General features: G+C 66.0%; 19 protein-coding genes and 1 pseudogene. 13 read left to right on the plus strand and 7 right to left on the minus strand.

The features are described 5' to 3' along the window. Positions 1–22 precede the first annotated feature (22 nt). From ACIPY5_RS15105 to ACIPY5_RS15120, 4 genes are all read left to right on the plus strand, one after another. Positions 23–1,498: a DHA2 family efflux MFS transporter permease subunit gene (locus ACIPY5_RS15105; RefSeq protein ID WP_400972034.1), complete on the plus strand. Its 1,476-nt coding sequence runs from the start codon at positions 23–25 to the stop codon at positions 1,496–1,498. After that, positions 1,495–2,451, plus strand: coding sequence for an NAD(P)/FAD-dependent oxidoreductase (locus tag ACIPY5_RS15110; RefSeq protein ID WP_400972036.1), 957 nt, complete (start codon positions 1,495–1,497; stop codon positions 2,449–2,451). Before ACIPY5_RS15105 ends, ACIPY5_RS15110 begins: the two co-directional genes overlap by 4 nt. After that, positions 2,448–3,083, plus strand: coding sequence for a DsbA family protein (locus tag ACIPY5_RS15115; RefSeq protein ID WP_400972038.1), 636 nt, complete (start codon positions 2,448–2,450; stop codon positions 3,081–3,083). The genes ACIPY5_RS15110 and ACIPY5_RS15115 overlap by 4 nt, the downstream gene beginning before the upstream one ends. Before the next feature lie 271 nt (positions 3,084–3,354). Beyond that, positions 3,355–4,221: an endo alpha-1,4 polygalactosaminidase gene (locus tag ACIPY5_RS15120; protein WP_400972040.1), complete on the plus strand. Its 867-nt coding sequence runs from the start codon at positions 3,355–3,357 to the stop codon at positions 4,219–4,221. A 651-nt stretch (positions 4,222–4,872) separates the two neighbouring features. On the opposite strand, the gene ACIPY5_RS15125 is transcribed toward ACIPY5_RS15120, so the two are convergent. Together ACIPY5_RS15125 and ACIPY5_RS15130 are read right to left on the minus strand one after the other, a co-directional pair. Continuing rightward, positions 4,873–6,702 (minus strand): flavin-containing monooxygenase, encoded by a 1,830-nt coding sequence (locus ACIPY5_RS15125; RefSeq protein WP_400972042.1) that lies wholly within the window; start codon positions 6,700–6,702, stop codon positions 4,873–4,875. A gap of 39 nt (positions 6,703–6,741) precedes the next feature. Continuing rightward, positions 6,742–8,199, minus strand: a complete 1,458-nt coding sequence (locus tag ACIPY5_RS15130; RefSeq protein ID WP_400972044.1) for an MFS transporter — start codon at positions 8,197–8,199, stop codon at positions 6,742–6,744. A 120-nt stretch (positions 8,200–8,319) separates the two neighbouring features. On the opposite strand from ACIPY5_RS15130, the gene ACIPY5_RS15135 reads away from it, so the two are divergent. Then, the gene (locus ACIPY5_RS15135) at positions 8,320–8,979 is read left to right on the plus strand and encodes a TetR/AcrR family transcriptional regulator (protein ID WP_400972161.1); all 660 of its coding nucleotides are present in this window, start codon (positions 8,320–8,322) and stop codon (positions 8,977–8,979) included. Positions 8,980–9,116: 137 nt separating this feature from the next. On the opposite strand, the gene ACIPY5_RS15140 is transcribed toward ACIPY5_RS15135, so the two are convergent. Beyond that, on the minus strand, positions 9,117–10,682 hold the full coding sequence (locus ACIPY5_RS15140; RefSeq protein ID WP_400972046.1) for an MFS transporter: 1,566 nt from the start codon (positions 10,680–10,682) through the stop codon (positions 9,117–9,119). Between the two features lie 161 nt (positions 10,683–10,843). Here ACIPY5_RS15140 and ACIPY5_RS15145 point away from each other — a divergent pair, with 161 nt between their 5' ends. Then, positions 10,844–11,491 (plus strand): TetR/AcrR family transcriptional regulator, encoded by a 648-nt coding sequence (locus ACIPY5_RS15145; RefSeq protein WP_400972048.1) that lies wholly within the window; start codon positions 10,844–10,846, stop codon positions 11,489–11,491. Positions 11,492–11,500: 9 nt separating this feature from the next. Here ACIPY5_RS15145 and ACIPY5_RS15150 read toward each other — a convergent pair whose 3' ends face one another. Continuing rightward, the gene (locus ACIPY5_RS15150; protein ID WP_400972050.1) at positions 11,501–12,142 is read right to left on the minus strand and encodes a TetR/AcrR family transcriptional regulator; all 642 of its coding nucleotides are present in this window, start codon (positions 12,140–12,142) and stop codon (positions 11,501–11,503) included. Between the two features lie 197 nt (positions 12,143–12,339). Between ACIPY5_RS15150 and ACIPY5_RS15155 the strand changes: the two genes are divergently transcribed. Continuing rightward, positions 12,340–14,310: a hypothetical protein gene (locus tag ACIPY5_RS15155; RefSeq protein WP_400972052.1), complete on the plus strand. Its 1,971-nt coding sequence runs from the start codon at positions 12,340–12,342 to the stop codon at positions 14,308–14,310. A gap of 103 nt (positions 14,311–14,413) precedes the next feature. Next, positions 14,414–15,463, plus strand: coding sequence for an amidohydrolase family protein (locus ACIPY5_RS15160; protein ID WP_400972054.1), 1,050 nt, complete (start codon positions 14,414–14,416; stop codon positions 15,461–15,463). A gap of 246 nt (positions 15,464–15,709) precedes the next feature. Here ACIPY5_RS15160 and ACIPY5_RS15165 read toward each other — a convergent pair. The 3 genes and pseudogenes from ACIPY5_RS15165 to xylA form a co-directional block, all read right to left on the minus strand. Further along, positions 15,710–16,675, minus strand: a pseudogene (locus ACIPY5_RS15165) (acetylxylan esterase). A gap of 5 nt (positions 16,676–16,680) precedes the next feature. Next, positions 16,681–18,009 (minus strand): xylulokinase, encoded by a 1,329-nt coding sequence (gene xylB / locus ACIPY5_RS15170; protein ID WP_400972056.1) that lies wholly within the window; start codon positions 18,007–18,009, stop codon positions 16,681–16,683. 125 nt (positions 18,010–18,134) lie between these two features. Then, the gene (xylA, locus tag ACIPY5_RS15175) at positions 18,135–19,325 is read right to left on the minus strand and encodes a xylose isomerase (RefSeq protein WP_400972058.1); all 1,191 of its coding nucleotides are present in this window, start codon (positions 19,323–19,325) and stop codon (positions 18,135–18,137) included. Between the two features lie 92 nt (positions 19,326–19,417). Here xylA and ACIPY5_RS15180 point away from each other — a divergent pair, with 92 nt between their 5' ends. The 5 genes from ACIPY5_RS15180 (at position 19,418) to araA (ending at position 25,742) form a co-directional block, all read left to right on the plus strand. Beyond that, complete coding sequence (locus ACIPY5_RS15180) at positions 19,418–20,530, plus strand: ROK family protein (protein WP_400972060.1); 1,113 nt, start codon at positions 19,418–19,420, stop codon at positions 20,528–20,530. Between the two features lie 145 nt (positions 20,531–20,675). Then, entirely contained in the window at positions 20,676–21,716 is a 1,041-nt protein-coding gene (locus ACIPY5_RS15185) for a LacI family DNA-binding transcriptional regulator (RefSeq protein WP_400972062.1), read from the plus strand. Between the two features lie 111 nt (positions 21,717–21,827). Next, positions 21,828–22,550 carry an L-ribulose-5-phosphate 4-epimerase gene (locus tag ACIPY5_RS15190; protein WP_400972064.1) on the plus strand — a complete coding sequence of 241 codons (723 nt, stop codon included), beginning with the start codon at positions 21,828–21,830 and terminating at the stop codon, positions 22,548–22,550. After that, positions 22,547–24,151, plus strand: a complete 1,605-nt coding sequence (locus ACIPY5_RS15195) for a xylulokinase (RefSeq protein WP_400972066.1) — start codon at positions 22,547–22,549, stop codon at positions 24,149–24,151. Before ACIPY5_RS15190 ends, ACIPY5_RS15195 begins: the two co-directional genes overlap by 4 nt. A gap of 67 nt (positions 24,152–24,218) precedes the next feature. Beyond that, positions 24,219–25,742 (plus strand): L-arabinose isomerase, encoded by a 1,524-nt coding sequence (araA, locus tag ACIPY5_RS15200; RefSeq protein ID WP_400972068.1) that lies wholly within the window; start codon positions 24,219–24,221, stop codon positions 25,740–25,742. Position 25,743: the final 1 nt, after the last annotated feature.

The raw sequence follows: 25,743 nt of genomic DNA on the forward strand, positions 1-25,743 counted from the left end.
ATACCTAGTTCCAGGAGACTTCATGATCACCGTCTCGGCGCACACGGACGCCGCTACCGTCAGGTTCCGCACCGGACCCGCCATAGCCCTGCTTCTCATCTCGGCGTTCGTCGTCGTCCTCAGCGAGACCTCCATGGGGGTCGCGATCCCACACATCATGGATGCCTTCGAAGTCTCCGCTGCGTCAGCACAATGGCTCACCACCGCGTTCATGCTGACGATGGCGGTGTCCATCCCGATCACGGGCTTCTTGTTGCAACGCTTCCCGCTGCGAGGCACGTTCTTCGCGGGGATGGGTCTGTTCGCCGTGGGAGCGGCGATCGCGGCCTTCGCTCCGACGTTCGAGGTACTACTCGTCGCCCGGATCGTTCAAGCAATGGGGACCTCGATCATGCTCCCGCTGTTGTTCACCACCGTGATGCAGCTCGTCGCACCCGACAGACGCGGACGCACGATGGGCCTGGTCACCGTCGTAACGGCGGCCGCGCCCGCACTCGGACCGACAGTATCGGGTGTCATCGTGTCCTCACTTGGATGGCAGTGGATCTTCGTCCTCGTGTTTCCCGTCGCCGCTGTCGCCGTGGCGGCCGGAGCGATCTGGCTTCGCAACGTCACTCCCACGGTGCCCGCGCGATTCGACGCTCTCTCCGTACTACTGTCCGCCATCGGCTTCTCCAGCGTGATATTCGGACTTGCGAGTGTCGGCGAGCAGACAGGATCCAAGGGCGGAGTTCCCCTGTTGATCCCCATCGCCGTCGGCGTCATCGCGCTGGCCGCGCTCGTGCTGCGACAGATCGCCCTCCGCAACACCGACCGTGTGCTGCTCGACGTCCGCGTGTTCCGGGAACGGCTGTTCACCATCTCGACGATCACCATCATCGTGGTCTCGACCTCGCTGTTCGGATCTTTGATTCTGCTGCCCCTCTACATTCAGCAGGTACTTGGCGAGCCAGCGCACATCGCGGGTCTCATGCTTCTTCCAGGCGGCGTGCTGTCCGGCGTGCTCGCCCCCTTCATTGGCATGGCCTACGACCGGGTCGGGCCCCGCGCACTCGTCCTCCCCGGCGCGGTGATCGTATCCGGCGCAATGTTCGCGTTCTCCAGACTCAGCGTCGACACCCCAACGGGTCTTGTGATCGCCATGCACATGCTCATGAGTGCCGGGGCAGCGTTCATGATGACACCGCTGATGACCACCGCGCTCGGGTCGGTGCCGCCGCGCCTCTACCCGCACGCCAGCGCTATCGTGAACACCCTGCAGCAGGTCTCCGGCGCTGCCGGCACCGCCCTTTTCATCACACTGCTCACCGTCGCCACCACGGCGGCCACGGCCGGAGCGCCAACGATGCCACCGGCGCTCGCTGAGGGCGTCGCTTCCGCCTTCGGCGTCGGCGCTGCGATCAGCGTCGTTGGGATCGCGCTGGCATTGTTCCTCCGTACGCCCCGGACCGCCGTTTCCCCCACCACCGACACCATCGGAAGCGAGATAGCAGCATGACCACCGGCACAGACAACTCTGCACACGTCGAAATCGCCGTCGTCGGCGGCGGGTCCGCTGGTCTCGCAGCCGCATTGAATCTCGTTCGGGCCCGACGGAGCGTCGTCGTCATCGACAACGGAGAGCCACGCAACTCATTCGCCGATGGCGCTCACGGGCTTCTCGGGCTGGAGGGTGTGAACCCTCTCGAATTGCTACGCACCGGACGCGGCGAAGTCCGCTCCTATGGTGCACGCGTCGTGGACGGGCGAGTCGTCGAAGCCTACGCCGACGAGAATGGGTTCCGAGTCGTCACCGATGCCGGCGACCGCCTGCACGCCCGCCAGCTCGTGATCGCCACCGGAACCAGGGACCTGCTGCCCGAGATTCCCGGCCTCGCCGACCGGTGGGGACGCGACGCGATCCACTGCCCGTACTGTCACGGGTGGGAGATCCGGGATCAGCGGATCGCGTTGCTAGCAACCGGTCCGATGTCGGCACTGCAGGCAATGATGTTCCGCCAGTGGACAGACGACGTCACCTTCCTGCCGCAAGGACTCGAGTTTCCCGACGCCGACCACGCCAAACTCGCCGCCGCGAACATCACCGTGGACACCAGGACGGTGATCGGACTCGACGTCGTCGCCGATCGACTCGCCGGCGTGCGGTTCGCGGACGGCACGACAATGCCATTGGACGTACTCGTCGTCCCCACCTTCACGAGGGCGCGTCTGGATGGGCTAGAGGGACTTGGCCTGACAACTAGCGAGTCGCCGATGGGCACGGCAGTCGTCGTCGACGCCAGCGGTCACACGAACGTGCCGGGAGTGTGGGCGGCAGGGAACGTCGCCCACCCAGCCACGCAAGTCAGCGAAGCGGCAGCGAACGGCACCCGCGTCGCGATCACCCTCAACACCGAACTCATCTTCCACGACACCGAGCAGAAGCTCCCCGGAACGGAGAACAACCGATGACCGCCATGACCCCCGTCCGCGTCGACGTCTGGTCCGACGTGCAATGCATCTGGTGCTACATCTCGAGCGCGCGACTACGAACCGCGATCGAGCAGCACCCGGCACCCGTCGACGTAGTCCACCACTCGTTCCAGCTCTCCCCGGAAGCTCCCGTGGACATCGACCGTGACGAGCACATCCGCAGTCACGGCATGGACCCCGCGCGCATGGCACAGATCAAAGCGCAGCTCGCGCAGCTGATCACCGACGAGGGCCTGCCTTACGACCCGGACCGCACCCAGCCGACCAACTCCTGGCAAGCGCTCCAGCTACTCCATCACGCGGGAACGCTTGGCCGGCGTCCGGAACTCACCCAGCGGCTGTTCGAGGCGTACTTCGGTGAAGGTCGGCACATCGGGCACCTCGACGAGCTCCTCGCAATCGGCGCCGAAGCCGGCCTCGATCCCGATACCGCCAGAGATGTGCTAACCAGCAGGCGGCATGAGGCAGCAGTCGCCGAAGACATCGCCCGTGCACAGCAGCTCGGCGCCCGTGGGGTCCCGTTCTACGTCATCAACGACACCTGGGGGCTCTCGGGAGCACAGCCCGTCGAGCAATTCCTCCGTGCCTTCGGCGAGGCAAGCCGCGCATGACCGGCCCAAGCCCGACATCGGCCGACGCAACGACCACCTACTGTGACGACGGGATCTGCGCCATACCGACAGCGCTGACGCCCGCCGCTGTGCCTGTCCTCGAGGAATCCACGTAACGGCCTGACGAGGTACTCCCGGGTGAGCTGACGTCTTGCGCGTGCACTCCGCCATCGAACTTGCTGGCGGAGTTCCCGGCGGACTGGACGTAGCCTAGGACGGGCGCACCAGCGGCCTCGCTGGGGCTCTCTACCCCCACGGAAGGCAGACCCTCATGCGTCGATCGTTGGCGGCTCTGGCCATGTTCGCCATCGTGGCCGCGCTCACGGGATGTGGTGCAGATGCAGCGGATTCTCTGCCCGCTGCGACGACGTCGGGCGTGGTGCGACTTCCGCCCACGCAGGGCGTGTTCGACTATCAGCTCGGCGGTGCTTACGACCTCGTGCAGTCGGACTCCGGCGAGCACGCGCCCGACGTCGTCGCACGCGACGCGACCGCGGCGGCGCCTTCGACCGGATACGGCATCTGCTACGTCAACGGCTTCCAGACTCAGCCCGGCGAGGCCTCCTCATGGACCACGACCCGCGACTCGTTGCTCCTGCACGACGCGGACGGCCAGCCTGAGACCGATCCGGCTTGGCCGGACGAGTACATCCTCGACCCCTCCGCCGCCGATCAGCGCGACGGGATCCTCGCAGTGATCGGCCCGCTCATCGATGGCTGTGCCCGCTCCGGGTTTGCTGCCGTCGAGATCGACAACCTCGACACGTGGACGCGATTCGACCGGATCGACCCTGAGGGCGCTCAGGTGCTCGCTCGTGCCTACGTCGAAAGAGCCCACAGCGCGGGGCTCGCCATCGCACAGAAGAACGCCGCAGAGATCGCCCGCATCGGTCACGACAAGCTCGGATTCGACTTCGCCGTCGTCGAGGAGTGCGCGGCATTCCACGAGTGCGGCGAATACACGCAGGCCTACGGAACCCACGTCCTCCAGATCGAGTACCCCGACTCGCTCAAGGACGCCGGCATCGACTTCTCGGACGTGTGCGCCGATCCCGACCGCGCGGCACTCGCCATCCTGCGAGACCGCGTCCTGTTACCCAGAGGTGAACCCGGCTACATCTACGACCGCTGCCCGTAGTCGGCATCGTCGTCACCGAGGAACTCCGTGCGACCGGGGTGATCCTGACGTGCTCGGACAGGTCGCGCATGCGGAGCTATCCGGCCGCGATGTTGTCCCGGGAGAGTAGCGGCTCGCTCAGGTAGGCGACATGGTGATGGCCGCGCGCGTGGAGGTGCTCGCCGGCGAGCGTCGTCCGGCCTCGTCGTCGAGGAGGACGACCGGCGGATCTTCGCCGACCGGACGGGCACGGCGCACGTCCACGAGGACCAGGGGGAGTGCGGCATCCCGGCTCGTCCGGAGCATCGCCTTCGAGGCGGTGAAACACCGCCTCGCTTCTGGGACTCCGACATGGAAAGCTGCCTTTGGCAGGACCTGCTGTGGTGCCGCGCTGGCGGTGAGTTCCGTAGCGGGAGCAGCGCTTCGTTGAGGGGCATCTGTTTGAGAGAATCCCTCATGCCTCCTGATAACTCGGCAAGTCTGCCGCCGGTATCAGACGCCGAACGGCTCGACTCTGCTGCATCCCGATTCGTTCAGTGCCACCCGGGCTGACCTATTATGTCGCCGCCGCCAGGCGCCTAAGCATGTCTAAGGGCGATGCCTGCTGGCGCGTCCGATCGGAGTTCTCGGCGTCGACATCTGGGAGGCGTGCGAGCGACCTCATCGGCTCCTTCAGCTGGCGCCTGGGCAAGAGGGCTCGACCACGGAACTAGGAAAGACCTCATCGAGGGACGTTTGGCGCCATTCCCGAAGCAGACGGTGGAAGCGAACTGGGCCCGGCGCGTAGTTCTTCATTCCCTGGCTACGGGTACCTTCACCGTTGTAGTAGCCAGGTGTGCATTCCGCCAAGAAGTTTGTGTCCTTGACCGCGACGGCCTCCAGCATGGACAGCCACGCGTCTTCTGCGTCGGTAGAAGGTTCAACCCGCGACTCGCCTCGTTTGCGGGCGCTATCGAGGACCGCCGCGATATGCGTTGCTTGCTCCTGCAGTAGGTGTACGAAGTTGACTGAGTTGGCGTTCTGAAGTGATCCGAGGTGGTACAAGTTGGGGAATCCGTGAGAATAGAAGCCGTGCAGCGTTCGGGGCCCCTCGGCTGACCAAGTATCGAGCAGCTGGATCCCACTGACCCCGAACACGGGCAAAGTCCCGGAGACAACACCTGAGACGCCCGTATCGAATCCGGTCGCGAAGATGACGCAGTCCACGTCGTACTCGGTTTCGCCGACCACGATTCCCGTCTCGGTCATGGCCGTGATGCCTCCGAAGTCAGCGGTGTCGACAAGGGTCACGTTTGGCCTGTTAAACGCCTGTAGGTAGTGATCACTGAACGTCGGGCGCTTGCACATGTAGCGGTACCACGGCTTGAGTCGCGCCGCTGTCTCAGGATCACGAACGACTTCATCAACGCGCGCGCGAATCTGCGCCATCTTTCGTGCATCAGCGACCTCGACCATTCGGTCGCGGGCGCCGGGAGCCAGCGACTCGTCCACGTGCCCGGTCAGCATGGTCCGTTGCAGAGCTGCCGTAGATGTCCAACCGTCTCGAATGAGGTCTACGCGCGTTTCCTCGCCGGAGACTACTGCAAGAAAATTGTCCATCCGTTCCTGCTGCCAGCCCGGCGCGAGATTCTTGGTCCACTCCGCGGGTAGGTCGCAGTTGGCACGCTCGTCGACGCTCGAAGGTGTCCGTTGGAACACGAAGAGCTGGGCGGCATCGCTTGCGACATGGGGAATCACCTGGATGCCAGTTGCGCCTGTGCCGACGACAGCCACACGTTTGTCCGCGAGCCGAGTAAGCCCACCTGTCTGATCTCCTCCGGTGTACTCGTAGTCCCACCGACTGGTGTGGAAGGTATGGCCTTGGAAGCGATCGATGCCCTCGATGGAGGGGAGCTTCGGCTGGGACAGTGAGCCTGACGACACGACCACGTGGCGGGCATGCAACACATCCCCCTGATCAGTGCGAACCTGCCACTTCTCCGTGTCGTCATCCCAGCGCAGTTCCTGAACTCTGGTGTGGAAGAGCGCGTCGTCGTACAAGTCGTAGTGCCGGGCGATCGCGACCGCGTGCTGGCGAATCTCCTCGCCCGGCGCATACCGGCGTGTCGGAGTGGTACCTACCTCCTCGAGCAGTGGCATGTACACCGACGCTTCGATGTCGCAGTGGATTCCTGGATATCGATTCCAGTACCAGGTCCCGCCGAAGTCACCACCTTCTTCCACGATGCAGACATCCGAGAATCCCCGCTCGCGGAGTTTTGCGGCCGTCAGTAGTCCGCCGAAACCGCCGCCGACGATCAAGACTTCGACGTTGTCGCTCCGGGGGGCGCGAGCGCTTCGATGGATGTACGGGTCAGCCGTCCAATAGCCGAACGCCGTGTTCGCGGTCGTGTACTGACGGAGACCGTCGGGGCGGATGCGACGATCTCGTTCTCGACGGTACTTGGCGCGGAGTTGAGTGAGATCGACTTCGGTCATCTCGGTGTCGGCGAGATCAGGCATTGGGAGTTCCTTCGTTCGATGTCAGGTGTGCTCGGAGGGCTACGCCCGAGCCGGCGCGGTCGAGCGTGCCCGGGGGAGGAACGCCGCGATGGTCAAGGCGACCACGGCGGACGCCGCGCTCGCCGCCAGCACTATGCGGAAAGCGTCCTGAGTCGGAACAACAGTCGGCCCGACTGTGAGTACCATCTGGGCGAGGATGACGCCGGCGACGGCGCTCGAGATCGAGGTACCGATCGATCGCATCAATGTGTTCAGGCTGTTGGCTGCTGCAGTCTCGGACATGGGGACGGCGGCCATGATCAGCGCAGGCATGGCGCCATATGCAAGGCCGATCCCTGCGCCGATGATCATCGAAACGAGCACAATGTGCCAGAGCTCCGACATGAACATGATGTTCAAGCCATACCCGGCCGCGACGATGGCGGCACCAATCATGAGTGAGACCTTTGCGCCCGCGGCCCGGGAGATCCTTGCGGACAGGGGCGCCACCGCCATCATGACAAGCCCGGACGGCGCCATGACCAAGCCGACCACCAACATTGGCTGGCCGAGCCCGTACCCCGTCGTAGTGGGGGCTTGGAGCAACTGCGGAAGGACGAGGGACATCGCGAACATAGCGAACCCGAAGATCAAGGAAGCCAGATTCGTTAGGAGCACCTGCCGGCGGGCCGTTACCCGCAGATCTACAAGAGGAGCAGGATTTTTGAGTTCCCAAGCAACCCACAAAGCTAGGAGCGCAGCGGCCGCGACCAGCAAGCCAACCGTAAGAGGTGAACTCCACCCCCAGGTGGATCCTTTGGAGACCGCGAGCAAGAGAGATGCAAGCGCGCCAGAAACTCCGACAGCGCCGACGACGTCGAAGCGTCCTCCGCTGCGGAGCGGCGACTCCGGAACCAGCGTGGCAACCATTACGAACGCGACGATCCCAAGCGCCGCCGATACCCAGAACAGCACGTGCCAATCTGCATAGTCTGCGATGAGAGCAGCTGCGGGAAGACCGAGGGCCCCGCCGACGCCGAGGGAGGCGCTCATTGTCGCGGTCGCACCACCGAGCTTGTCGACGGGCAGTTCGTCGCGCATGATGCTGATTCCCAACGGGATAACTCCAGCGGCGAGTCCTTGGAGCACCCGGCCGATGATCAGCGGCACCAGGGCGGTGCTGACAGCGCCTATGACGGAGCCTGCGATGAGGAGAGCGACGCTGATGAGCAGCATGCGCCTCTTGCCAAACATGTCGCCGAGTCGCCCGACGGTGGGTGTCGCGACAGCGCCTGCGAGGAGGGTAGCGGTCACCGCCCATGTTGTGTCTGTCGGTGGGGCCGAAAGCAGTCTCGGCAGCTCTGGAAGCAGCGGTATTAGCAGGCTCTGCATGAGGGACACGACGATCCCGGCGAAGGCGAGCACGGCGACGAGGCGAGTGCTGCGGCCTGCAGGACCAGGTCGCTGGTCGATGAAGCGGTCAGGCAGAGGTATGGAGTCTGTGGAGGGGGCGGTCATCAAGATCCTCTCGGTAGAGGACAAATATAAATCAAGCGATTGACTGAATCAAGGATCATGTGCGCGATACCGCGATAGGGTGGGCCGACGAGACGGCAAGGGAGCGATGGCGTGGCCGACATGGCAATCCCTCGACTGACGCGAGAGCAGAAGGTCGAGACGACCCGCATAGCGATACTTGACGCTGCTGAGCGGCTCTACGCGGAACATGGCATCGGGGCCGTATCGAACAGGCAGATCAGCGAGGCCGCAGGACAGGGGAACAACACCGCTGTCGGATACCACTTCGGCACCAAGATCGATCTCCTTCAAGCGATCGTTCAACGGCATCAAGAAGACGTCGAAGCTCGACGAGGTATCTTGGTGGCGGACGCCGGCGACAGCTCTGATGTACGCGTGTGGGTGGACTGCCTCGTGCGGCCAACAGCAGACCATCTTGCTTCCTTGGGATCGCCGACCTGGTACGCGCGCTTGAGCGCACAACTTGTCGCCGATCCGGCACTGCGTGGATTGTTCGGCCCGAACGCGCGGAGCACGCCCGCTGCGTTGCTCTCCGTGCTTCGAGCTTTGGATCAGTGCCGACCGGATCTGCCCCAGACCGTGCGGGAACAAAGGGACGCGATGTCACGACAGCTCATCACGTACGGTTATGCCGAACGCGAGGAAGCGCTGGCTGTAGGCCGTCCAGCTGCCCTGCGGCACTCCTGGGAAGTCTTCACGACGGGTCTGGTCGACGCCATCACGGGTTTATGGCTCGCGCCTTGGACACCGGTCGACTAGGGAAAATCTGACGATTGCCGGTCCAGAGATTGCGGCGTCGAGAGGCGCGGCGGCGCGGTTGAGGGTGGCGAGCTTGCCGCAGCGAGACGCGAGACCGTGCCACTGCTTGATGTGGCACGGCCTGCCCGGGCCGGTCGCTAGGGCCGGCTTTCCCGCTCACGCGCGTCTTGATCGGCTGCCTCTCGACTCGCCTTCAACGCCATGATGGTGCCGCCCTCTTGGATCGGCCCTCGTGTCGTGTCGGTCACGATCGCCATCGTGTTCGTGCCGATTTGTGCCGCGTCCCGCTGTGGTCCATCGTTCGGGTCTTCCGCCTGTGCATGCCGTGCAGCCAGCTGCTCGCGAATGTCGGGCATCTGCTTCTCCCACCGGTTGGAGAGCAGAGCGAGGATTACCGCAAACACGGAGATGACAGCTGGGATCAGCCCCATGAGGGCGGCGATCGCGAACAGCGCCGAGGGCGGCTGCGTGTGGAGCGCACCGTCATATCCGGCTAGCCCCAAGAGCCAGCCAGCCAGTCCAGACGAGATGCCGCTTCCCAGATTCTGGGCGAAGTTCGCCAGTGCTCCGTTCGTGCTTTCCAGTCGGCGCCGCCCGCGAGCTTCGTTCATGGCCGAGCTATCGAGTAGCAGGAGAGGAAGGAGAAACGAGAGAGGCACGGCCGCGATGCCGACGAACGCACCGCCGATGAAAAGGACGACCAGGTTTCCGTTGGCGACGAAGTAGATGAGGTATCCGATGGTGCCCAAGATCATCCCGTACATCACGAGCCGCGAGACCGTGAAGCGTCGCATCAGTCTGGGAAGGAGCAACAGCAGTGGAAGAACGATGAGACCTAGTGGGGCGAGGGCGCCGGCGAGTGAGAGATCGCCGACGAGATAGCGGAAGTAGTATGCGCTAGCTCCGATATTGCCCACGATCGCAGCAAAGAGTTGAATGCCCATGATCACCCAGAGCCAGCCGTTCGACCGGAGCGCGGAGACGATCTCCCGAAGCGTGACCTTAGGCATGTCGGGGCGCTCGGTCTCGTACTTCTCTTTGACGGTGAAGAACCGGATGAGCCCGAGGGCTGCAAACGGGACAGAGAACATCCAGATCGTGACACTCCAGCCGCTGCCGGACTTACCGGCCATTCCCAACATGACCGGTAGGGCCGTCGAGACAACGATCGCGGTGAGGCCGGAGAGTAGTCCGCCACGGCTCGAGGCCTTCGCCCAGACCTGACGAGTGGGCAGCGCGCGCGCCATATAGAGAAGCCCCGCGCCGGTGAACAGCGGACCGAAAACCGCGGTATTGAGAACGAACGCAATGAACAGCCATCCGATGCGCAGCCAGAGACTCCAATCCGCCGTAGCCGAGAACAACACGCCGGTGAACAGCCACATGCCGAGGATGGCAAGATCGTACGGGCGTGCCTTCCCCAGTCGGGTCACGGGACTGCGATCCACGATCCAACCGGCGAACAACGTGCCGAAGGCGTCCAAGACCTTCGCGACGAGCAGTAGCGTTCCCACGATCGCGGCTGGGATCCGAAGGGTATCGGTCGCATAAATTGTGATGTACCCGAGGATGAGTACGTTCGCCACGTACGACATGCCGGGGGCGCACCACGCAAGGGTCTTACCCAACGAGAGTCGGTCCGAATCGACCGTCGACAGTGCGACGTCGTCCGCGCTGGAGGCCAGGCGAGGGGATTTGGGCATCATTGCTCCAAGAAGGGGATATGGACGGAAAACTACTATCCACCGCAAACTTCGTGGCGTCAAGCGTCATATTGATTCGTTTCACGGTCGCTGATCAAAGGTAGATGTCGCATTCAGAGAGAAATATTGCCAGTGGGTGCACATTTTGGGAGGGTGGAGGCATGGTGGAAGAAGCTGATCGGCGCGGACCATACGCGAAGAGCGCTCGTCGTAAGGAGCAGATCGCTCGAGCAGCCCTCGAGATCGTCGATGCCGTGGGTCACGACAAGCTCACCACTGCCGCGGTGGCTGCGGTGGTGGGTATGAGTGAACGAGCCGTCACATACCACTTCGCGACGCGCGATGACATCCTGGTGGCCGCTTTGGCTCTGAGCGATGCTGAAGTCGTGACCGAGATGCCTGCCGGTGCGAAGAGCTACGCGGAAAGTTTCGACCTCATCCCCGATCGGATCGTGCGATTTCACATGACGCACCCGAATCGGCAACGCCTGTTCAACTTGCTGAGTGCGCAGGCCTTGGATGCGCAGCATCCGGCCCATGAGTACATCCGCGCACACTCGCAGGAGACTGTCGCGGCACTTGCCGAACTCGTGGCTGGGCGTCAACGTCTCGGTCTGGCACATCCTGACCTGGACGCGGAGTCAGTGGCTCGTCAGATGCTGGCAACATGGAACGGACTCACGGCACAGTGGACCCTTGACTCCTCGTTCGATCTTGCCGATGAACTGAAAGCCGCGTTCCATTCCCTGACCGGGGCGCCAACGATGCAAGCGCGCGCAGTCATGCGAGAGGCTCTCGCGCAGATCTGAGAGGCCGGCTCACAATCCCTGGCCGGGCTCGCTCAAGCGCCGAACCGCGTCCATCCAGTTCACCGCGAGTAGGCGCCGCACGCCCTGGTATAACTCGTTGGGGAGGTCGAAGTCGCGCAGGTGCAGCCAGGCCAGCACCATACCCTCCACGTACCCGAGTACCTGTCGGGCTGCAGCTTGAGCGTCGAGCTCGGGGTGCACCTCGCCGCTGGACTGAAGACGTGTGATGATCTCGGCGAGACCGGCCAGTGCAGCGCGGGTGCGCTGCGCGAAAAAGGCGGCAGCCGGATGTCCTGGTACCGTCGACTGGCCGCCGAGTAGTGAGTACAGTCGGAGCCAGTTGTCCGCCGGGTCGGGTAGCAGAAGGTTGCGGAACACCTCGATAGTCAGGTCCTTCTCGGGGTCAAGAGCCGCGCGCAGCCCGGCGGCATCATCTGCTTCGCGGGATTCGACCACTCCGACCAGCAGGTGGTCGCGGGACGAGTAGTGATACTGGACAGTCTGATCCGGTACCCCGATCGCTCGCGCCACTGCGGCAATGGTGAGCGCTTCGGGCCCTTGCTCATCGACGATCTGGACCCCGGTCCTGAGGATCTGCTGGCGTCTGAGCGTGGAAGACCTGTACTGCCCACGCTTCGTCTTTGCGTCCATGACGCTCATGGTCGCGCCCCCTGCCGGTTGTGCTCAAACTTCACCTAAGCCAAGTTACCAGAGCGTCGCCGACGATTGCGTGCGCGGAAGTTCGCCAATTTTGAGGCCCAAAACCATAGGGCACCAAAAGTAGGCTATGGTCATGTCACCAGACCACGTCTGCCGATGAGGCGACACGACTCGTTGAGGAGCACCCCATGGCGAACTCATCACATGACAGCGGCGGAGTCGCTGCGCCCCCGTCGGAGATGCTGGAGGAGGGGCCACGAACCGGGGAAGCCTTCGGCCCACAGACTGCGATCTGGATCGATGCGGACAGCGTGGACGAGCTCTACTCCCGTCCAATTGTGGAATCGCGGGATTCTCAGAGCGAGCCGGTCTCGCATACCCGCATTGCCGGACGCTTTGAAGGAACCGATACCCGTTTCGTGATCCTACTGCCGAGCCCGTCGAAGTGGGCGGGCCGCTTCTTCCAGTGCGGCTACCCGCTGATGAGCGAGATCCCCGATACGACCCACGCGGAGTTTGCGCTAACGCGTGGGATTGCGGTCGTGCAGGCCACGGGGGCCGCCGGCTATCGCCACGATGCCGCTACAGCCAAGTTTGCACGCGCACTGCTTGCCGAACACCTCGGCGTTGAGGGTACTGGTATCGCCGGCTACTACTGGGGCGGCAGCGGGGGCTCACTTCAGATGGTGGGAGCTCTCGAGAACACGAGCGGTGTCTGGCAGGGCATCGTTCCGTTCGTCCAAGCCATCCCATCTAGCGTCGTCAACAACATGGCAGCTCTCGCGTTCGGGGGGCTCGTATTCGGTGACCGGATGGAGCAGTTGCGAGACACCATCCGGCCTGGCAGCGCGAAGCTGCCCGAGGACGTGCTCGACGAGACGCAATGCGCCGTACTGCGAGAACTGACCGAGTACGGGATTCCGCTCGGATCGTGGGAAGGTCTCGACTGCGACATGATCGTGCGCGTCCTCTGGATGCTGAGCGGCGGCGCACGTGCGATGGACCCAACGTATATGGACGACTTCTGGACGGGCGAGGGCTATCTCGGCAGCGAATCGTCAGATCTCGGCGAGCTCTTCCGTGCGCATCGGCGTCAGGCCACAGGAACGGTGATCGCGGTCAACGATGCGGAGGGCGAGACCGCTGCCTCCATCGTTCTGGATGTCGACCGGAGCTTTTTCCTGCAACCGGGAGTCGAGATCGAACTGATCGAGCGTGACGGCTCGCGCACCCCGCTGCGCGGACAGCCGATGCAGGACGGCGTCTTCGCGCTCGACGTACCCATGGCAGGGCTCGCCACGGGTGCCACCGTCGTTCTCGACAACAGCTGGATTCTCGCCTTGCAGGCCTACTTCCGATATCAGGCGCCCCGCTCGGAGGGCTTCGACGGATGGCGACAGTATTACCGTGACGGCGAACTTCAACAGCCCCGGCGTCCGGTCGATGTCGCGGAGGTTATGGCAACGGGCACGTCCGGCGGTGCGGCATTCAGCGGCGATATCCACGCGAAGATGATCATCATCCAGAACATGTTGGACGCGGGCGCGCTCCCGTGGAATGCGCTCTGGTACGAACGCCGCGTACGCGCGGCCAATCCCGACGCGGACTATCGCATCTGGTTCACAGACAACGCCGAGCACAACAACGGCCCGGTCTCTCCGGAGCAGCAACTCCGGATCATTCAATACGACGGCATCTTTTACCAGGCGTTGCTCGACATCGCGGCATGGGCGGAAAGCGGAGTCGAGCCGGCACCGACGACCGCGCACACTGTCAAGGGCGCCGTGGTGGACACCGCGCGGCGCGCGTCGCGCGGCGGCATCCAGCCTGTCGTGCGGCTTGCCATCGAGGGTTCATCATCAGTGACCGCGCGTGTCGGGGAAGGAGTCGAGGTGACTGTCACCGCTGACGTTCCCGAAGGAACAGGTCAGATAGTCCGGCTGCATTGGAATCTTCAGGGCGATGACAACTGGGCCGTCGACGAGAGCTTTGAGATCGCCGCATCGGTGACGTCCAAGCGTGTGGTGCGGTTTGAGGCGCCGGGAGTCTACTTCCCGGTCGTCCGCGCGACAGCCCAGCGGGACGGGGATCGTGCAGAGCGCTGGACGCTGATCCACAACCTCGATCGCCTGCGGGTTACAGTGCTCGCCGCTGACTGACTAACCCTCGTCGTTGGGTAGCACCACCGCACTACTTCTCGAACTCGACCACAGCGCCACTGCGCGTGATCGACCTCTCTCATCCAAGAACAAAGGAAATGGCGTGACCAGCAACGACTTCTCCGGAGAGACAGAAACTCCATGGGCAGGTGAGCACATCATCGACTGCCACCTCCACGAACGTCCTACCGATGACGCGCTGATTGCTCACCTCGATGGATCTGGAGTTTCGAGCGCGCTTGTACTTGCTTTCGACGACTTCGAGAAGCGGTTCGCCCGCCTTCGTACCCAACATCCCGGGAGGATAGCGGGCTGGGCCCGCGGCGCCCAGCTCGTTCCCGCAACGTCGACGGATCAGACGGCGGTCTCAGCTGCCTTCGACATGACTACATCCGACGTGACTGCGGAGAAGATGTCGACCCTGCGCCGGTTGAGACGTGAGTCGTGGAAGGGCTTCGCTGAAACTACGGGACCCGCCGAGGTGGATAGTCCTCAATCGCAGCAGGTATATGCGCTCGCCGCAGAGCTAGATGTGCCAGTCATGATGCACTTCCAGGAGTCCACAGTGCCGGGCCAACCCGTCTATGGCGTCCGCGGATTCAGTCGGCTCGAGAACATGCTCAAGAAGTTTCCCGATACGCGGTTCATTGGTCATGCTCCGGACTTCTGGGGTGGGATCGACGCTCGATATCGGGATGGTGGAGAGTACCTGCTCGATGCGGTCGCCGTTGGGGGCATCTCGGATCGCCTGTTGCGCGACTACGAGAACATGTATGGCGATCTCGGGGCGCCCAGCGCATTGATCCAGCTCAAGCGCGACCCGGAATTCACGTCGCAGTTTCTTGAACGTCACCAGGACAAGCTGATGTTCGGCAGCGACTGTGGCTGTGTCGACGGCCGCGGCTCCCTCCCGGCAAGCCCCGCCTGGCCGAAGAACGCCGACGATACCGCTGCCACGCCGTCCGACGCAGAACCACCGGCGATCGACGCTGAGACGGCGGCGGCGATGCAGACCGCGATGGCCAGACTCGGCGGGCTCGCGGGAAGATGCATCGCCCGCGAGCTGCTCAGCGTCGCCTGGAACTCCAGTTCGCGCCAGGTATTCAGGAAGCTCGCCGCTGGCAACGCACGCCGCATCTACCGGCTTGACTAGGCCACGGCTTGGGTGTCGCGGGCGCTGCCAACCCAGACCGCGCGGGAACAAAGGGACGCGATGTCACGACAGCTCATCACGTACGGCTATGTCGAACGCGGGGAAGCGCTGGCTGTAGGCCGGCCCTCTGCCTTGCGGCACTCCTGGGAAGTCTTCACGACGGGTCTGGTCGACGCCATCACGGGTTTATGGCTCGCGCCTTGAACACCGGTGGACTACCTGGAAGGCGCGGCTCCTTTAGCTTGACTACAGGCGCTCGGCGAGCCAAGCCGCCTGGCGCGGCCAGTGGGCAAATCCGCCGCCCTCGTGCCCGTTGAACTCGTAGACCTCGATCGTCGCGTCTTTCGTCGCAAGGTGGTTGTAGGCGGCGAAGACGCTCGACGGCAGCACGATGTCGTCCATGAGCCCCACGGAGAACAACGCGGGCTGCGTGATCCGACGGGCGAAGTTGACCCCGTCGAAGTACGACAGCGTATGGAAAACCCGGTCGACGCGATCGCGGTGCACCGAGAGGTAGCGTTCGATCTCGCGGAACGGGTTCTCGGGAGTGAGCGCGACCGACCGGCGGAAGTGGCACAGGAATGGCACGTCGGGCATGGCTGCGGCGATGCCGGGGTGCAGGGCGGCAGCCGCGATGCTGATTCCGCCGCCCTGGCTGCCGCCCGTCACGCCGATTCGCGACGAGTCCGCGTAGGGGAGGGCGCGCACGGCGTCGACGAGCAGGACCGCGTCGGTGAAGACCCGCCGGTAGTATTAGTCCTCACGACGCGAGATGCCGCGTGTCATGTATCCGGGAGTCGCACCGTCGGACCCGTGCGGATCCGGGGTGTCGCCGCCCGTACCCCAGCCCGCGCCCTGTCCGCGGGTGTCCATGAGCACGTGGACGTAGCCCGAGGCCGCCCAATGCAGGCGCTCGCCGGGCGTGCCGCGGCCTCCGCCGTAGCCGATGTACTCGATGACGACGGGGAGGCGTCCCGAACGGCGTGGACGCGTGATCCAGCCCCGGATCCGTTCTCCGCCGAAACCGGAGAACAGGAGGTCCTCGACGATGAGCTCGTCGATCGGCGTCACCGCGGCCGAGAGCTCAGGGGCGGCGGCGAAGGCACGGGACTCGGCGAGGGTCTCCCGCCAGAACGCATCGAAGTCGGCGGGCTCGGCGACGTCCGGGCGGAAAGAGAGGAGCTCCGCGAGAGGGAGATCGGTCAGCGGCATGTCCTTCAGCCCCGGATCGGATCGGCGGGTCCTGCGGCGATGACGGATGCGGCCTGACGGGCGGCGCCGAGGGCGACGTACTCGCCGGCATCGGGGATCACGACGGGCACGCCGAGGATCTCCGGGGCGATCCGGCGGACCGCCTCGGACTGCGCGCCGCCGCCGATCAGCAGAGCGCGATCGAGGGGGACGCCGAGGCCGCGGAGGGCGTCGAGGCCCGCGCCGAGACCGCGCAGCATGCCTTCGACGGCGGCGCGAGCGAGGTTCGGCCGTGTCGTCGACGCGAGTGTCATGCCGGTCAGCGTCGCGGTGGCGTCCGGGAGGTTCGGGGTGCGCTCGCCCTCGAAGTACGGCAGCAAGGTCAGTCCGCCGGCGCCAGGGGCGGCGGACAGGGCGAGGCGGCTGAGCTCGTCGTGCGAGATGCCGAGGAGGGCGGCGGCGGTATCGAGCACGCGGGCGGCGTTGAGTGTGGCGACGAGGGGGAGGAAGTGGCCCGTCGCATCGGCGAATCCGGCCACGGCGCCGGAGGGATCCACGATCGGATCCCGGCTGATCGCGCAGACCGTGCCCGAGGTTCCGATCGACACGACGACGTCGCCCGGCTCTGCGCCCAGACCGAGCGCCGCTGCCGCGTTGTCCCCTGCGCCAGGGGCGACGCGACGCCCGGCAGGGTCCTCGACCGACTCGGCCGGTCCGAGCACGCGCGGCAGGATCGCATCGTGGCCTAGTGCGGCGATCAGCAGCTCGCGGTCGTAGGAGCCGTCGGCCGGATTCCAGTAGCCGGTGCCGCTCGCGTCGGACCGATCGGTGACGAGCTCGTCGAGGACCGGGCCGCGCGGCGATCCGCTCTCGGGTCCGTAGCCCCGCAGGCGCCAGGTCAGCCAGTCGTGCGGGAGTGCGACCGCTGCCACGCGCACGGCGTTGCCGGGTTCGGCGTCGCGCAGCCAGCGCAGCTTCGTGATGGTGAAGGATGCGACGGGGACGAGGCCCGTGCGGGTGGCGAACTCGCTCGCGCCGAACTCGGCGATCAGATCCTGGGCGGCCTGCGCCGAGCGGGTGTCGTTCCACAGCAGCGCGTCGCGGATGACGGATCCGTTCGCGTCGAGCGCGACCATGCCGTGCTGCTGGCCGCCGATCGACCACGCCGCGACGTCGTCGATCCCGCCCGCATCGGCGATGGCCTCGTTCAGCGCGTGCCACCACATCTCGGGATCGACGGCCGTGCCGTCCGGATGCGCGGCGCGTCCGGCGCGGACGACGGATCCTGTCTCGGCGTCGACGATGACGACTTTGCACGACTGCGTGGACGAGTCCACGCCCATCACGAGGGGCATGCGGGTCTTCCTCTCACTACGGTGTGATGCGTCGAGGCCCCTCTCCAGCGTCGAGGCCCCCTCCGGGCAGCGCGGTTGAGAGGGGGCCTCGACGCTCAGAGGGGGCGTCGGCGGTGGGATTGTGGTCAGCGAGCGCCGAGGAGGTGCTCAGTGGCGAGCTGCTGCAGGCGCACGAAGCCGAAGCCCTTGCCGCCGAAGTACGCGTCTGCGTCGAAGTCCTCGTAGGCGGTGCGGTCGGCGAGGAGCGCGTCGTAGCTCTCGCCGGAGCCGAGGGTCGGGGTGGACAGCTCGTCGACGCGGGCAGCGGCCAGCGCCTCCTGCACCTCGGGGTCGGCGCGGAAGGCCGCGGCGCGCTCCTTGAGCAGCAGGTAGGTGCGCATGTTCGCGGCGGCGGAGTTCCAGACGCCGGTCTCGTCCTCCGTGCGGCTGGGCTTGTAGTCGAAATGGCGGGGGCCGTCGTAGGCCGGGACGCCGCCGGGGCCGCCGTTCTCGAGCAGGTCGACGAGGGCGAAGGCGTTGTGCAGGTCGCCGTGGCCGAACACGAGGTCCTGGTCGTACTTGATGCCGCGCTGGCCGTTCAGGTCGATGTGGAAGAGCTTGCCGTGGTACAGCGCCTGCGCGATCCCTGCGGCGAAGTTGAGCCCCGCCATCTGCTCGTGGCCGACCTCGGGGTTGAGGCCCACGAGCTCGGGACGCTCGAGCGAGTCGATGAATGCGAGCGCGTGGCCCAGCGTCGGTAGCAGGATGTCGCCGCGAGGTTCGTTGGGCTTCGGTTCGATCGCGAAGCGGATGTCGTAGCCCTTGTCAGTCACGTAGTCGCCGAGGAGGTTCACGGCCTCGCGGTAGCGCTCCAGCGCCGCCCGGATGTCCTTCGCGGAGTCGTACTCGGCCCCCTCCCTGCCGCCCCACATGACGAACGTCTTCGCGCCCAGCTCGGCGCCGAGGTCGAGCTGGCGGAGCACCTTGCGCAGCGCGTATCGGCGTACGGCGCGGTCGTTCGAGGTGAAACCGCCGTCCTTGAAGACGGGGGCGCTGAACAGGTTCGTCGTCACCATCGGAACGACCAGCCCGATGTCGGCCAAGGCCCCCTTGAGACGGTCGATCTGCGTCTGACGCTCGGCCTCGGTGGATCCGAACGCGAACAGGTCGTCGTCGTGGAACGTCAGGCCGTAGGCGCCGAGCTCGGCGAGCTTCTCCACGACGTGCACGACGTCGAGCGCCGGGCGGGTCGGGCCGCCGAACGGATCCGCGCCGTTGTAGCCGACGGTCCAGAGACCGAACGAGAACTTGTCCTCGCGGGTGGGAGTGAGAGCCATGATGATCCGCCTTTGGAGAGCTGAATAATAAGTTGCGGGAAACAACATATTTGGCTCCGCGAGATCTTGCAACCCCTGGCACACTGGATGCCGTGGGCACGGTGAGTGAAGTCTGGTCTGGTGGCGCCTTGGGTATCTCTCAGTCGGACAATGCCCGACGACTGCTCACGATTCTGCATCGCGAGGGCCCGCGCTCTCGTGCACAGCTCACCACCGCTCTTGGCCTGAATCGCTCCACGGTCGCCGCCCTCGTTATCGCATTGGCAGATGCCCAACTTGCCTTTGAGCGCGCTCCCGAGCTGACGCAGCGAGCGGGGCGCCCATCTCCTCTCGTCTCTGCGTCACCGGAGGTTGTCGCAATCGCGGCGAATCCGGAAGTCGATGGGATTCGCATGGCGGCGATCGGGCTGGATGGCACCGTGCGTCTGCGCCGCACAATCGGTATGCAGACGGTTCCCACGCCAGAGCAAGCGGCGGATGCAATTGCCCGGACCGTTTCAGAATGGCAAGCTGGTGCGCTTGCTGGCGCTCTCATGGTCGGGATTGGTGTTGCCGTGCCAGGTCTTGTGCGCCTTGAGGACGGGCGTGTGATGTTTGCTCCGCACCTCTCGTGGCGAGATGTGCCGTTCGCCGACCTTATTGCGCAACGTGCGGGACTGATGGTCGAGGTGGGCAACGACGCCAGCCTTGGGGCGCTCGCCGAACACAGGTTTGGCGCAGGTATTGGACACGAGGACGTCGTCTATCTGAATGGCGGCCCGTCGGGTATCGGCGGCGGAGTGATCGTCAGGGGTGAGCTCCTGCGTGGGGCGACAGGCTACGCGGGCGAGTTTGGGCATCTCATCGCCCCGTTCGAGAACGCTATCGATCGCCGCACAGCGTCCGGAAAGCTTGAAGATGAGGTGAACCCCGCACTGCTCGCCGCGGGTGGGGCGCGTGAGGCATCGCGTCAACTTCGAGTCTTCGCAGGCGCTGTGTCGAGCGCGATCAATGTGTTGGATCCGACGGCGGTGATTCTTGGTGGTGGCCTCGCTGACCTGGTTGCAGGGCGACGAGATGAATTCAGCGCCCTCGTCTCGTCGGGCACGATACGACCTGATGATGCTCCTGTGCTCATCGTTGCGGCGGCGCTCGCCGAGGACAGGCTCCTGGTGGGGGCCGCAGAGCTAGCCTTCGCGCAGCTTCTCGGTCAGCCGGGATACTGAGCGCTGCGGGGCTTGGATGTCGAACGCAGGCGGGCAGTGCGTCGTCACTCCGCATCTGCAGGCAAGGATAGCTGCACCGGCATCCCAGACGGCGTGGCGTCGTGCGACGTCGTCGTCGCCATGACCACCACGTACACTCGCAGGCGTGAGTGAGTCGAAGCTGCAGCGGGCCGTGGGGGTGCGGGACGTTGCGGCGCTGGCCGGAGTTTCGCGGCAGACCGTGTCTCGTGTGCTCAACGATCATCCGGACGTCGCGCCCGAAACGCATGCCCGTGTGGTGGCGGCGATGGAGGAGCTCGGTTACCGCATGAACAACGCGGCGCGGGCGCTGGGCACTCACCGCACGCGCACGATCGGGGTGCTCGCCTCGGATGCTCTGCAGTATGGACCGTCGCGGAGCATGGCGGCGATTGAGGCGTCGGCGCGGGCGGCGGGGTACTGGATCACAGCGGCGTTCGCCGATTCTGGTGACGAAGCGTCGGTCACTGCGGCGATCGAGCACCTGCGCGCGCAGTCTGTGGACGGGCTGATCGTGTTCGCGCCACACGCCCGCACGCTCGACGTGCTTGACGCGCTGCGGATCACGACCCCGGTCGTGATCCTGCACGCGGCAGAGCGTGCGGACTTCTCGGTGGACCAGCGGGCCGGCGCGCGCCTTGCAGTTGAGGTCCTCGCGAGTGCCGGGCATGAGCGGATCGCGCACCTGGCCGGCCCTGCAGACTGGCTCGAGGCGGTGGCCCGCGCAGCCGGCTTCGCGCAGGAGCTCGAGGAGCGCGGGCTGCCGGCAGGCGCGGTCTTCGAAGGCGATTGGAGTCCGCGCTCTGGGCACGAGGCGGCGGCGGCCGTCATCACCTCGGGGGTGACTGCGGTGTTCGCGGCGAACGACCAGATGGCGCTCGGCCTAATCGGCGGCCTGCGGGCGGCCGGGGTTGCCGTTCCCGAGCAGATCAGCATCGTGGGCTTTGACGATGTGCCGGATGCGGCGTACGCCTGGCCGCCGCTGACGACCGTGCGCCAAGACTTCGAAGAGGTCGCACGCCTCGCCGTCGCGCAGGTGATCTCCGGATCCGGTGCCGTCGATTCCTCGGGCCGAGCCGGATCCGATGGCGGTGCGGCGCGGCGCGTGACGGATCCGATCGCGCCCGTATTGGTCGTCCGCGACTCCGTGGTGCCGCCCCTGGTCTGATCTGTGCGGATTCGATCGGGCCTTGACGCCCTGTCCTCATCGGTGTCACAATTACCGTGACCGGTCACAGTCGCCCAAGATGAACTTCGGGCGGAACCCGAGAGGATCTGGATGGCCCCCTTCGCCCCAGAGATCGAGCAGGCGATCGCCGCGGTGCGCGCCGACGTCGCCCGGCTCCACGCCGAGCTCGTCCGCTACGGACTCGTCGTTTGGACCGGCGGCAATGTGTCGGGCCGGGTGCGCGTCTCGGCGGAGGGCGATCGCGACCTCTTCGTCATCAAGCCCTCCGGCGTCGGCTACGACGACCTTGCGCCCGAGAACATGATCGTATGTGACCTCGACGGAGCCGTGATCCCCGGCATGGCGGGCAGTGACCGCGCCCCGTCCAGCGATACCGCCGCGCACGCGTACGTCTACCGGAACATGCCCGAGGTCGGCGGTGTCGTGCACACCCACTCCGACTACGCCGTGGCCTGGGCCGCGCGCGGTGAAGAGATCCCCTGCGTGATCACCGCGATGGCCGACGAGTTCGGCGGACCGATCCCGGTCGGCCCGTTCGCTATCATCGGCGACGATTCGATCGGTCGGGGGATCGTTCAGACTCTGCGTGGGCACCGCAGCCGTGCGGTGCTCATGCAGAACCACGGCCCGTTCACGATCGGCGTCGATGCCGTGGACGCGGTCAAGGCCGCCGTCATGGTCGAGGACGCGGCGCGCACGGTGCACCTCGCCCGCGAGGCGGGGCCGCTCATCCCGATCCCGCAGGAGGCGATCGACCGTCTCTACCGGCGGTACCAGAACGTGTACGGCCAGAGCGCGGACGCCCGCCGATGACGCTGCGACGAAGCTCCAGCACCGCCCGCGATGACATCCTCACCGGGCGCACGAGCCTCGGCATCGAGCTCGGCTCCACCCGCATCAAGGCGTGCCTGATCGGATCCGATCCGTCCCACGTGCTGGCGACCGGATCCGCGTCCTGGGAGAACCGCCTCGAGGACGGGCTCTGGACTTATGGGCTGGACGAGGTCTGGGGCGGTCTCCAGGAGGCCTATGCGGCGCTCGTCGCCGATGCGCACGATCGCTACGGGGTGCGCCCCGAGACGTTCGGCGCCCTCGGGATCTCGGCGATGATGCACGGCTACCTCGCCTTCGACGCGGCGGGCGAGCTGCTCGTGCCGTTCCGCACCTGGCGCAACACGAACACCGCCGTCGCCGCGGCCGAGCTTACCGAGCTGTTTGGCGTGAACATCCCGCTGCGCTGGTCGATTGCGCACCTGCACCAGGCCGTCATCGACGGTGAGGAGCACGTGCCGCGGATCGCGAGCGTGAACACCCTGGCCGGGTACGTGCACGAGAAGCTCACCGGCGTGCGAGTGCTCGGCGTCGGCGATGCCTCGGGCATGTTCCCGATCGATTCCGCGACCGGCGACTACGACGCGGCACGGGTCGCGTCCTACGACGAGCTCGTCGCGGGCCGGCTGCCGTCTCCGCTGACGGACCTGCTCCCGGTGGTGCTCCCGGCGGGAGCGGCGGCGGGCGCGCTCACCGCGGCGGGCGCACGGCTGCTGGACCCGTCCGGGGCGCTCGGCGCCGGGATCCCGCTCTGCCCGCCCGAGGGGGACGCGGGCACCGGCATGGTCGCCACGAACGCGGTCGCCCCTCGCACCGGAAACGTCAGCGCCGGCACGAGCATCTTCGCGATGGTCGTGCTCGAACGGCCGCTCGGCGGGGCGCATCACGAGATCGACCTCGTCACCACGCCCTCCGGCGACTCCGTCGCGATGGTGCACTGCAACAACGGCGCGAGCGAGCTGGCGGCCTGGGCCGGGCTGTTCACCCGCTTCGCCGCGGCGGTCGGCGCGCCCGTCGGCGACGACACCGCGTTCGGGGCTCTCTTCCGCGAGGCGCTCACGGGTGAGGCCGACGCGGGTGGCCTGCTCGTGTACAACCACCTCGCCGGAGAGCCCATCGCGGGGCTCACCGAGGGGAGGCCGCTGCTCGTGCGTGCACCGGCCAGCGACTTCACGCTCGCGAACCTCATGCGCTCCCAGCTCTACGGGGTGTTCGGCACGCTCGCGCTCGGCATGCAGACACTCACCGGTGAGGGCGTGGAGCTCGACCGCATGTACGCGCACGGCGGCCTGTTCCGCACGGCGGGTATCGCGCAGCGTTTCCTCGCGGCAGCGTTGGGTGCGCCGGTCGCCGTGGGCGAAGCGGCGTCCGAAGGGGGAGCGTGGGGGATCGCGGTGCTCGCCTCCTACCTCGCGCACGCGGGCGACGTGAGCCTCGGGGAATACCTCGATCGATCCGTGTTCGCGTCGGCCGCCCTCATCGTCGCGGATCCGGATCCCGCCGATGTCGCGGGATTCTCGGCCTACCTCCATCGCTACCGGGCCGGCCTCGCCATCGAGGCCGCTGCCGTCGCCGCCCTCTGAACCTGACCGGACTCGCATCCCTGCGATCGCGGGTCCACCCGACCACTGCTCCGAACGGAAGACTCCGATGACCCGCACCCCGCTCACCACCTCGCTTGACGGCTACGAGGTCTGGTTCCTCACCGGAAGCCAGCATCTCTATGGTCCTGAGACCCTCGCGCAGGTCGCCGAGCAGTCGCGACAGATCGCCCGGATCCTCGATGAGGCCGGCGACGTGCCGGTGCGGATCGTGTGGAAGCCGGTGCTCACGAATGCGGCGGCGATCAAGCGCACCGCGCTCGAGGCCAACGCCGACGACCGTGTCATCGGTCTGGTCGCCTGGATGCACACGTTCAGTCCGGCGAAGATGTGGATCGCGGGTCTGGACGCGCTGCAGAAGCCGCTCGCCCACCTGCATACGCAGGCGAACGTGGAACTGCCGTGGGCCGACATCGACTTCGACTTCATGAACCTGAACCAGGCCGCGCACGGCGACCGTGAGTTCGGCTACATCCAGACCAGGCTCGGCGTGCCGCGCAAGACGATCGTGGGCCACGCCTCCGACCCGCGCGTCCGGCGCGAGCTCGGCACCTGGCAGCGCGCGGCGGCGGGCTTGGCCGCGTCGCGCGATCTGAGGCTTGCGCGCTTCGGCGACAACATGCGTTTCGTGGCGGTGACCGAGGGAGACAAGACCGAGGCCGAGCTGCGCTTCGGCGTGCAGGTGAACACGTGGGGCGTGAGCGAGCTCGCCGCCGCCGTCGACGCGGTTGAGGAGCCCGACGTCGATGCGCTCGTCGCCGAGTACGAGGAGCTCTACGAGGTCGTCCCCGAGCTGCGGCGCGGTGGCGAGCGGCACCCGTCCCTGCGCGATGGCGCGGCCATCGAGCTGGGTCTGCGCTCATTCCTCGAGGAGGGCGGCTTCGGCGCCTTCACCACCTCATTCGAGGATCTCGGCGCGCTGAAGCAGCTGCCCGGCCTCGCAGTCCAGCGCCTCATGGCCGAGGGCTATGGTTTCGGTGCTGAGGGCGACTGGAAGACCGCGCTGCTGGTGCGCGTCGCGAACGTCATGGGAGCGGGGCTGCCGGGCGGCGCGAGCCTCATGGAGGACTACACCTATGACATGACCCCTGGCGACGAGCTCATCCTCGGGGCGCACATGCTCGAGGTCTCTCCGTCTCTCACCACGCTGAAGCCCACGCTCGAGGTCCACCCGCTCGGGATCGGCGGCAAGGACGATCCAGTACGTCTTGTCTTCACCGCGGATCCCGGACCCGCCGTCGTCGTCGCACTCAGCGACATGCGCGACCGGTTCCGCCTCACCGCGAACGTCGTCGAGAACGTCCCACCACGCCAGGCGCTGCCGAACCTGCCCGTCGGCCGCGCCGTGTGGAAACCGCAGCCCGACTTCACGACCTCGGCCGCCGCATGGCTGACCGCCGGCGCCGCGCACCACACCGTGATGTCCACCGCCGTCGGCATCGACGCGTTCCGCGACTTCGCCGAGATGGCCGAGATCGAGCTCCTCGTGATCGACGAGGGCACCACCCTGCCCGAGTTCCAGAAGCAGGTGCGCTGGAACCAGGCGTACTACCGCCTCGCCCAGGGGCTGTGAC

Origin of the sequence: Microbacterium sp. NPDC089698 (assembly GCF_044749045.1) — a bacterium.
GTDB lineage: Bacteria > Actinomycetota > Actinomycetes > Actinomycetales > Microbacteriaceae > Microbacterium.

Bases quoted from the DNA above. Each gene is read 5' to 3' on its own strand.
- ACIPY5_RS15105 (WP_400972034.1), top strand. From the start codon at position 23: ATGATCACCGTCTCGGCGCACACGGACGCCGCTACCGTCAGGTTCCGC.
- ACIPY5_RS15110 (WP_400972036.1), top strand. From the start codon at position 1,495: ATGACCACCGGCACAGACAACTCTGCACACGTCGAAATCGCCGTCGTC.
- ACIPY5_RS15115 (WP_400972038.1), top strand. From the start codon at position 2,448: ATGACCGCCATGACCCCCGTCCGCGTCGACGTCTGGTCCGACGTGCAA.
- ACIPY5_RS15120 (WP_400972040.1), top strand. From the start codon at position 3,355: ATGCGTCGATCGTTGGCGGCTCTGGCCATGTTCGCCATCGTGGCCGCG.
- ACIPY5_RS15125 (WP_400972042.1), bottom strand. From the start codon at position 6,702: ATGCCTGATCTCGCCGACACCGAGATGACCGAAGTCGATCTCACTCAA.
- ACIPY5_RS15130 (WP_400972044.1), bottom strand. From the start codon at position 8,199: ATGACCGCCCCCTCCACAGACTCCATACCTCTGCCTGACCGCTTCATC.
- ACIPY5_RS15135 (WP_400972161.1), top strand. From the start codon at position 8,320: ATGGCAATCCCTCGACTGACGCGAGAGCAGAAGGTCGAGACGACCCGC.
- ACIPY5_RS15140 (WP_400972046.1), bottom strand. From the start codon at position 10,682: ATGCCCAAATCCCCTCGCCTGGCCTCCAGCGCGGACGACGTCGCACTG.
- ACIPY5_RS15145 (WP_400972048.1), top strand. From the start codon at position 10,844: ATGGTGGAAGAAGCTGATCGGCGCGGACCATACGCGAAGAGCGCTCGT.
- ACIPY5_RS15150 (WP_400972050.1), bottom strand. From the start codon at position 12,142: ATGGACGCAAAGACGAAGCGTGGGCAGTACAGGTCTTCCACGCTCAGA.
- ACIPY5_RS15155 (WP_400972052.1), top strand. From the start codon at position 12,340: ATGGCGAACTCATCACATGACAGCGGCGGAGTCGCTGCGCCCCCGTCG.
- xylB (WP_400972056.1), bottom strand. From the start codon at position 18,009: ATGCCCCTCGTGATGGGCGTGGACTCGTCCACGCAGTCGTGCAAAGTC.
- xylA (WP_400972058.1), bottom strand. From the start codon at position 19,325: ATGGCTCTCACTCCCACCCGCGAGGACAAGTTCTCGTTCGGTCTCTGG.
- ACIPY5_RS15190 (WP_400972064.1), top strand. From the start codon at position 21,828: ATGGCCCCCTTCGCCCCAGAGATCGAGCAGGCGATCGCCGCGGTGCGC.
- ACIPY5_RS15195 (WP_400972066.1), top strand. From the start codon at position 22,547: ATGACGCTGCGACGAAGCTCCAGCACCGCCCGCGATGACATCCTCACC.
- araA (WP_400972068.1), top strand. From the start codon at position 24,219: ATGACCCGCACCCCGCTCACCACCTCGCTTGACGGCTACGAGGTCTGG.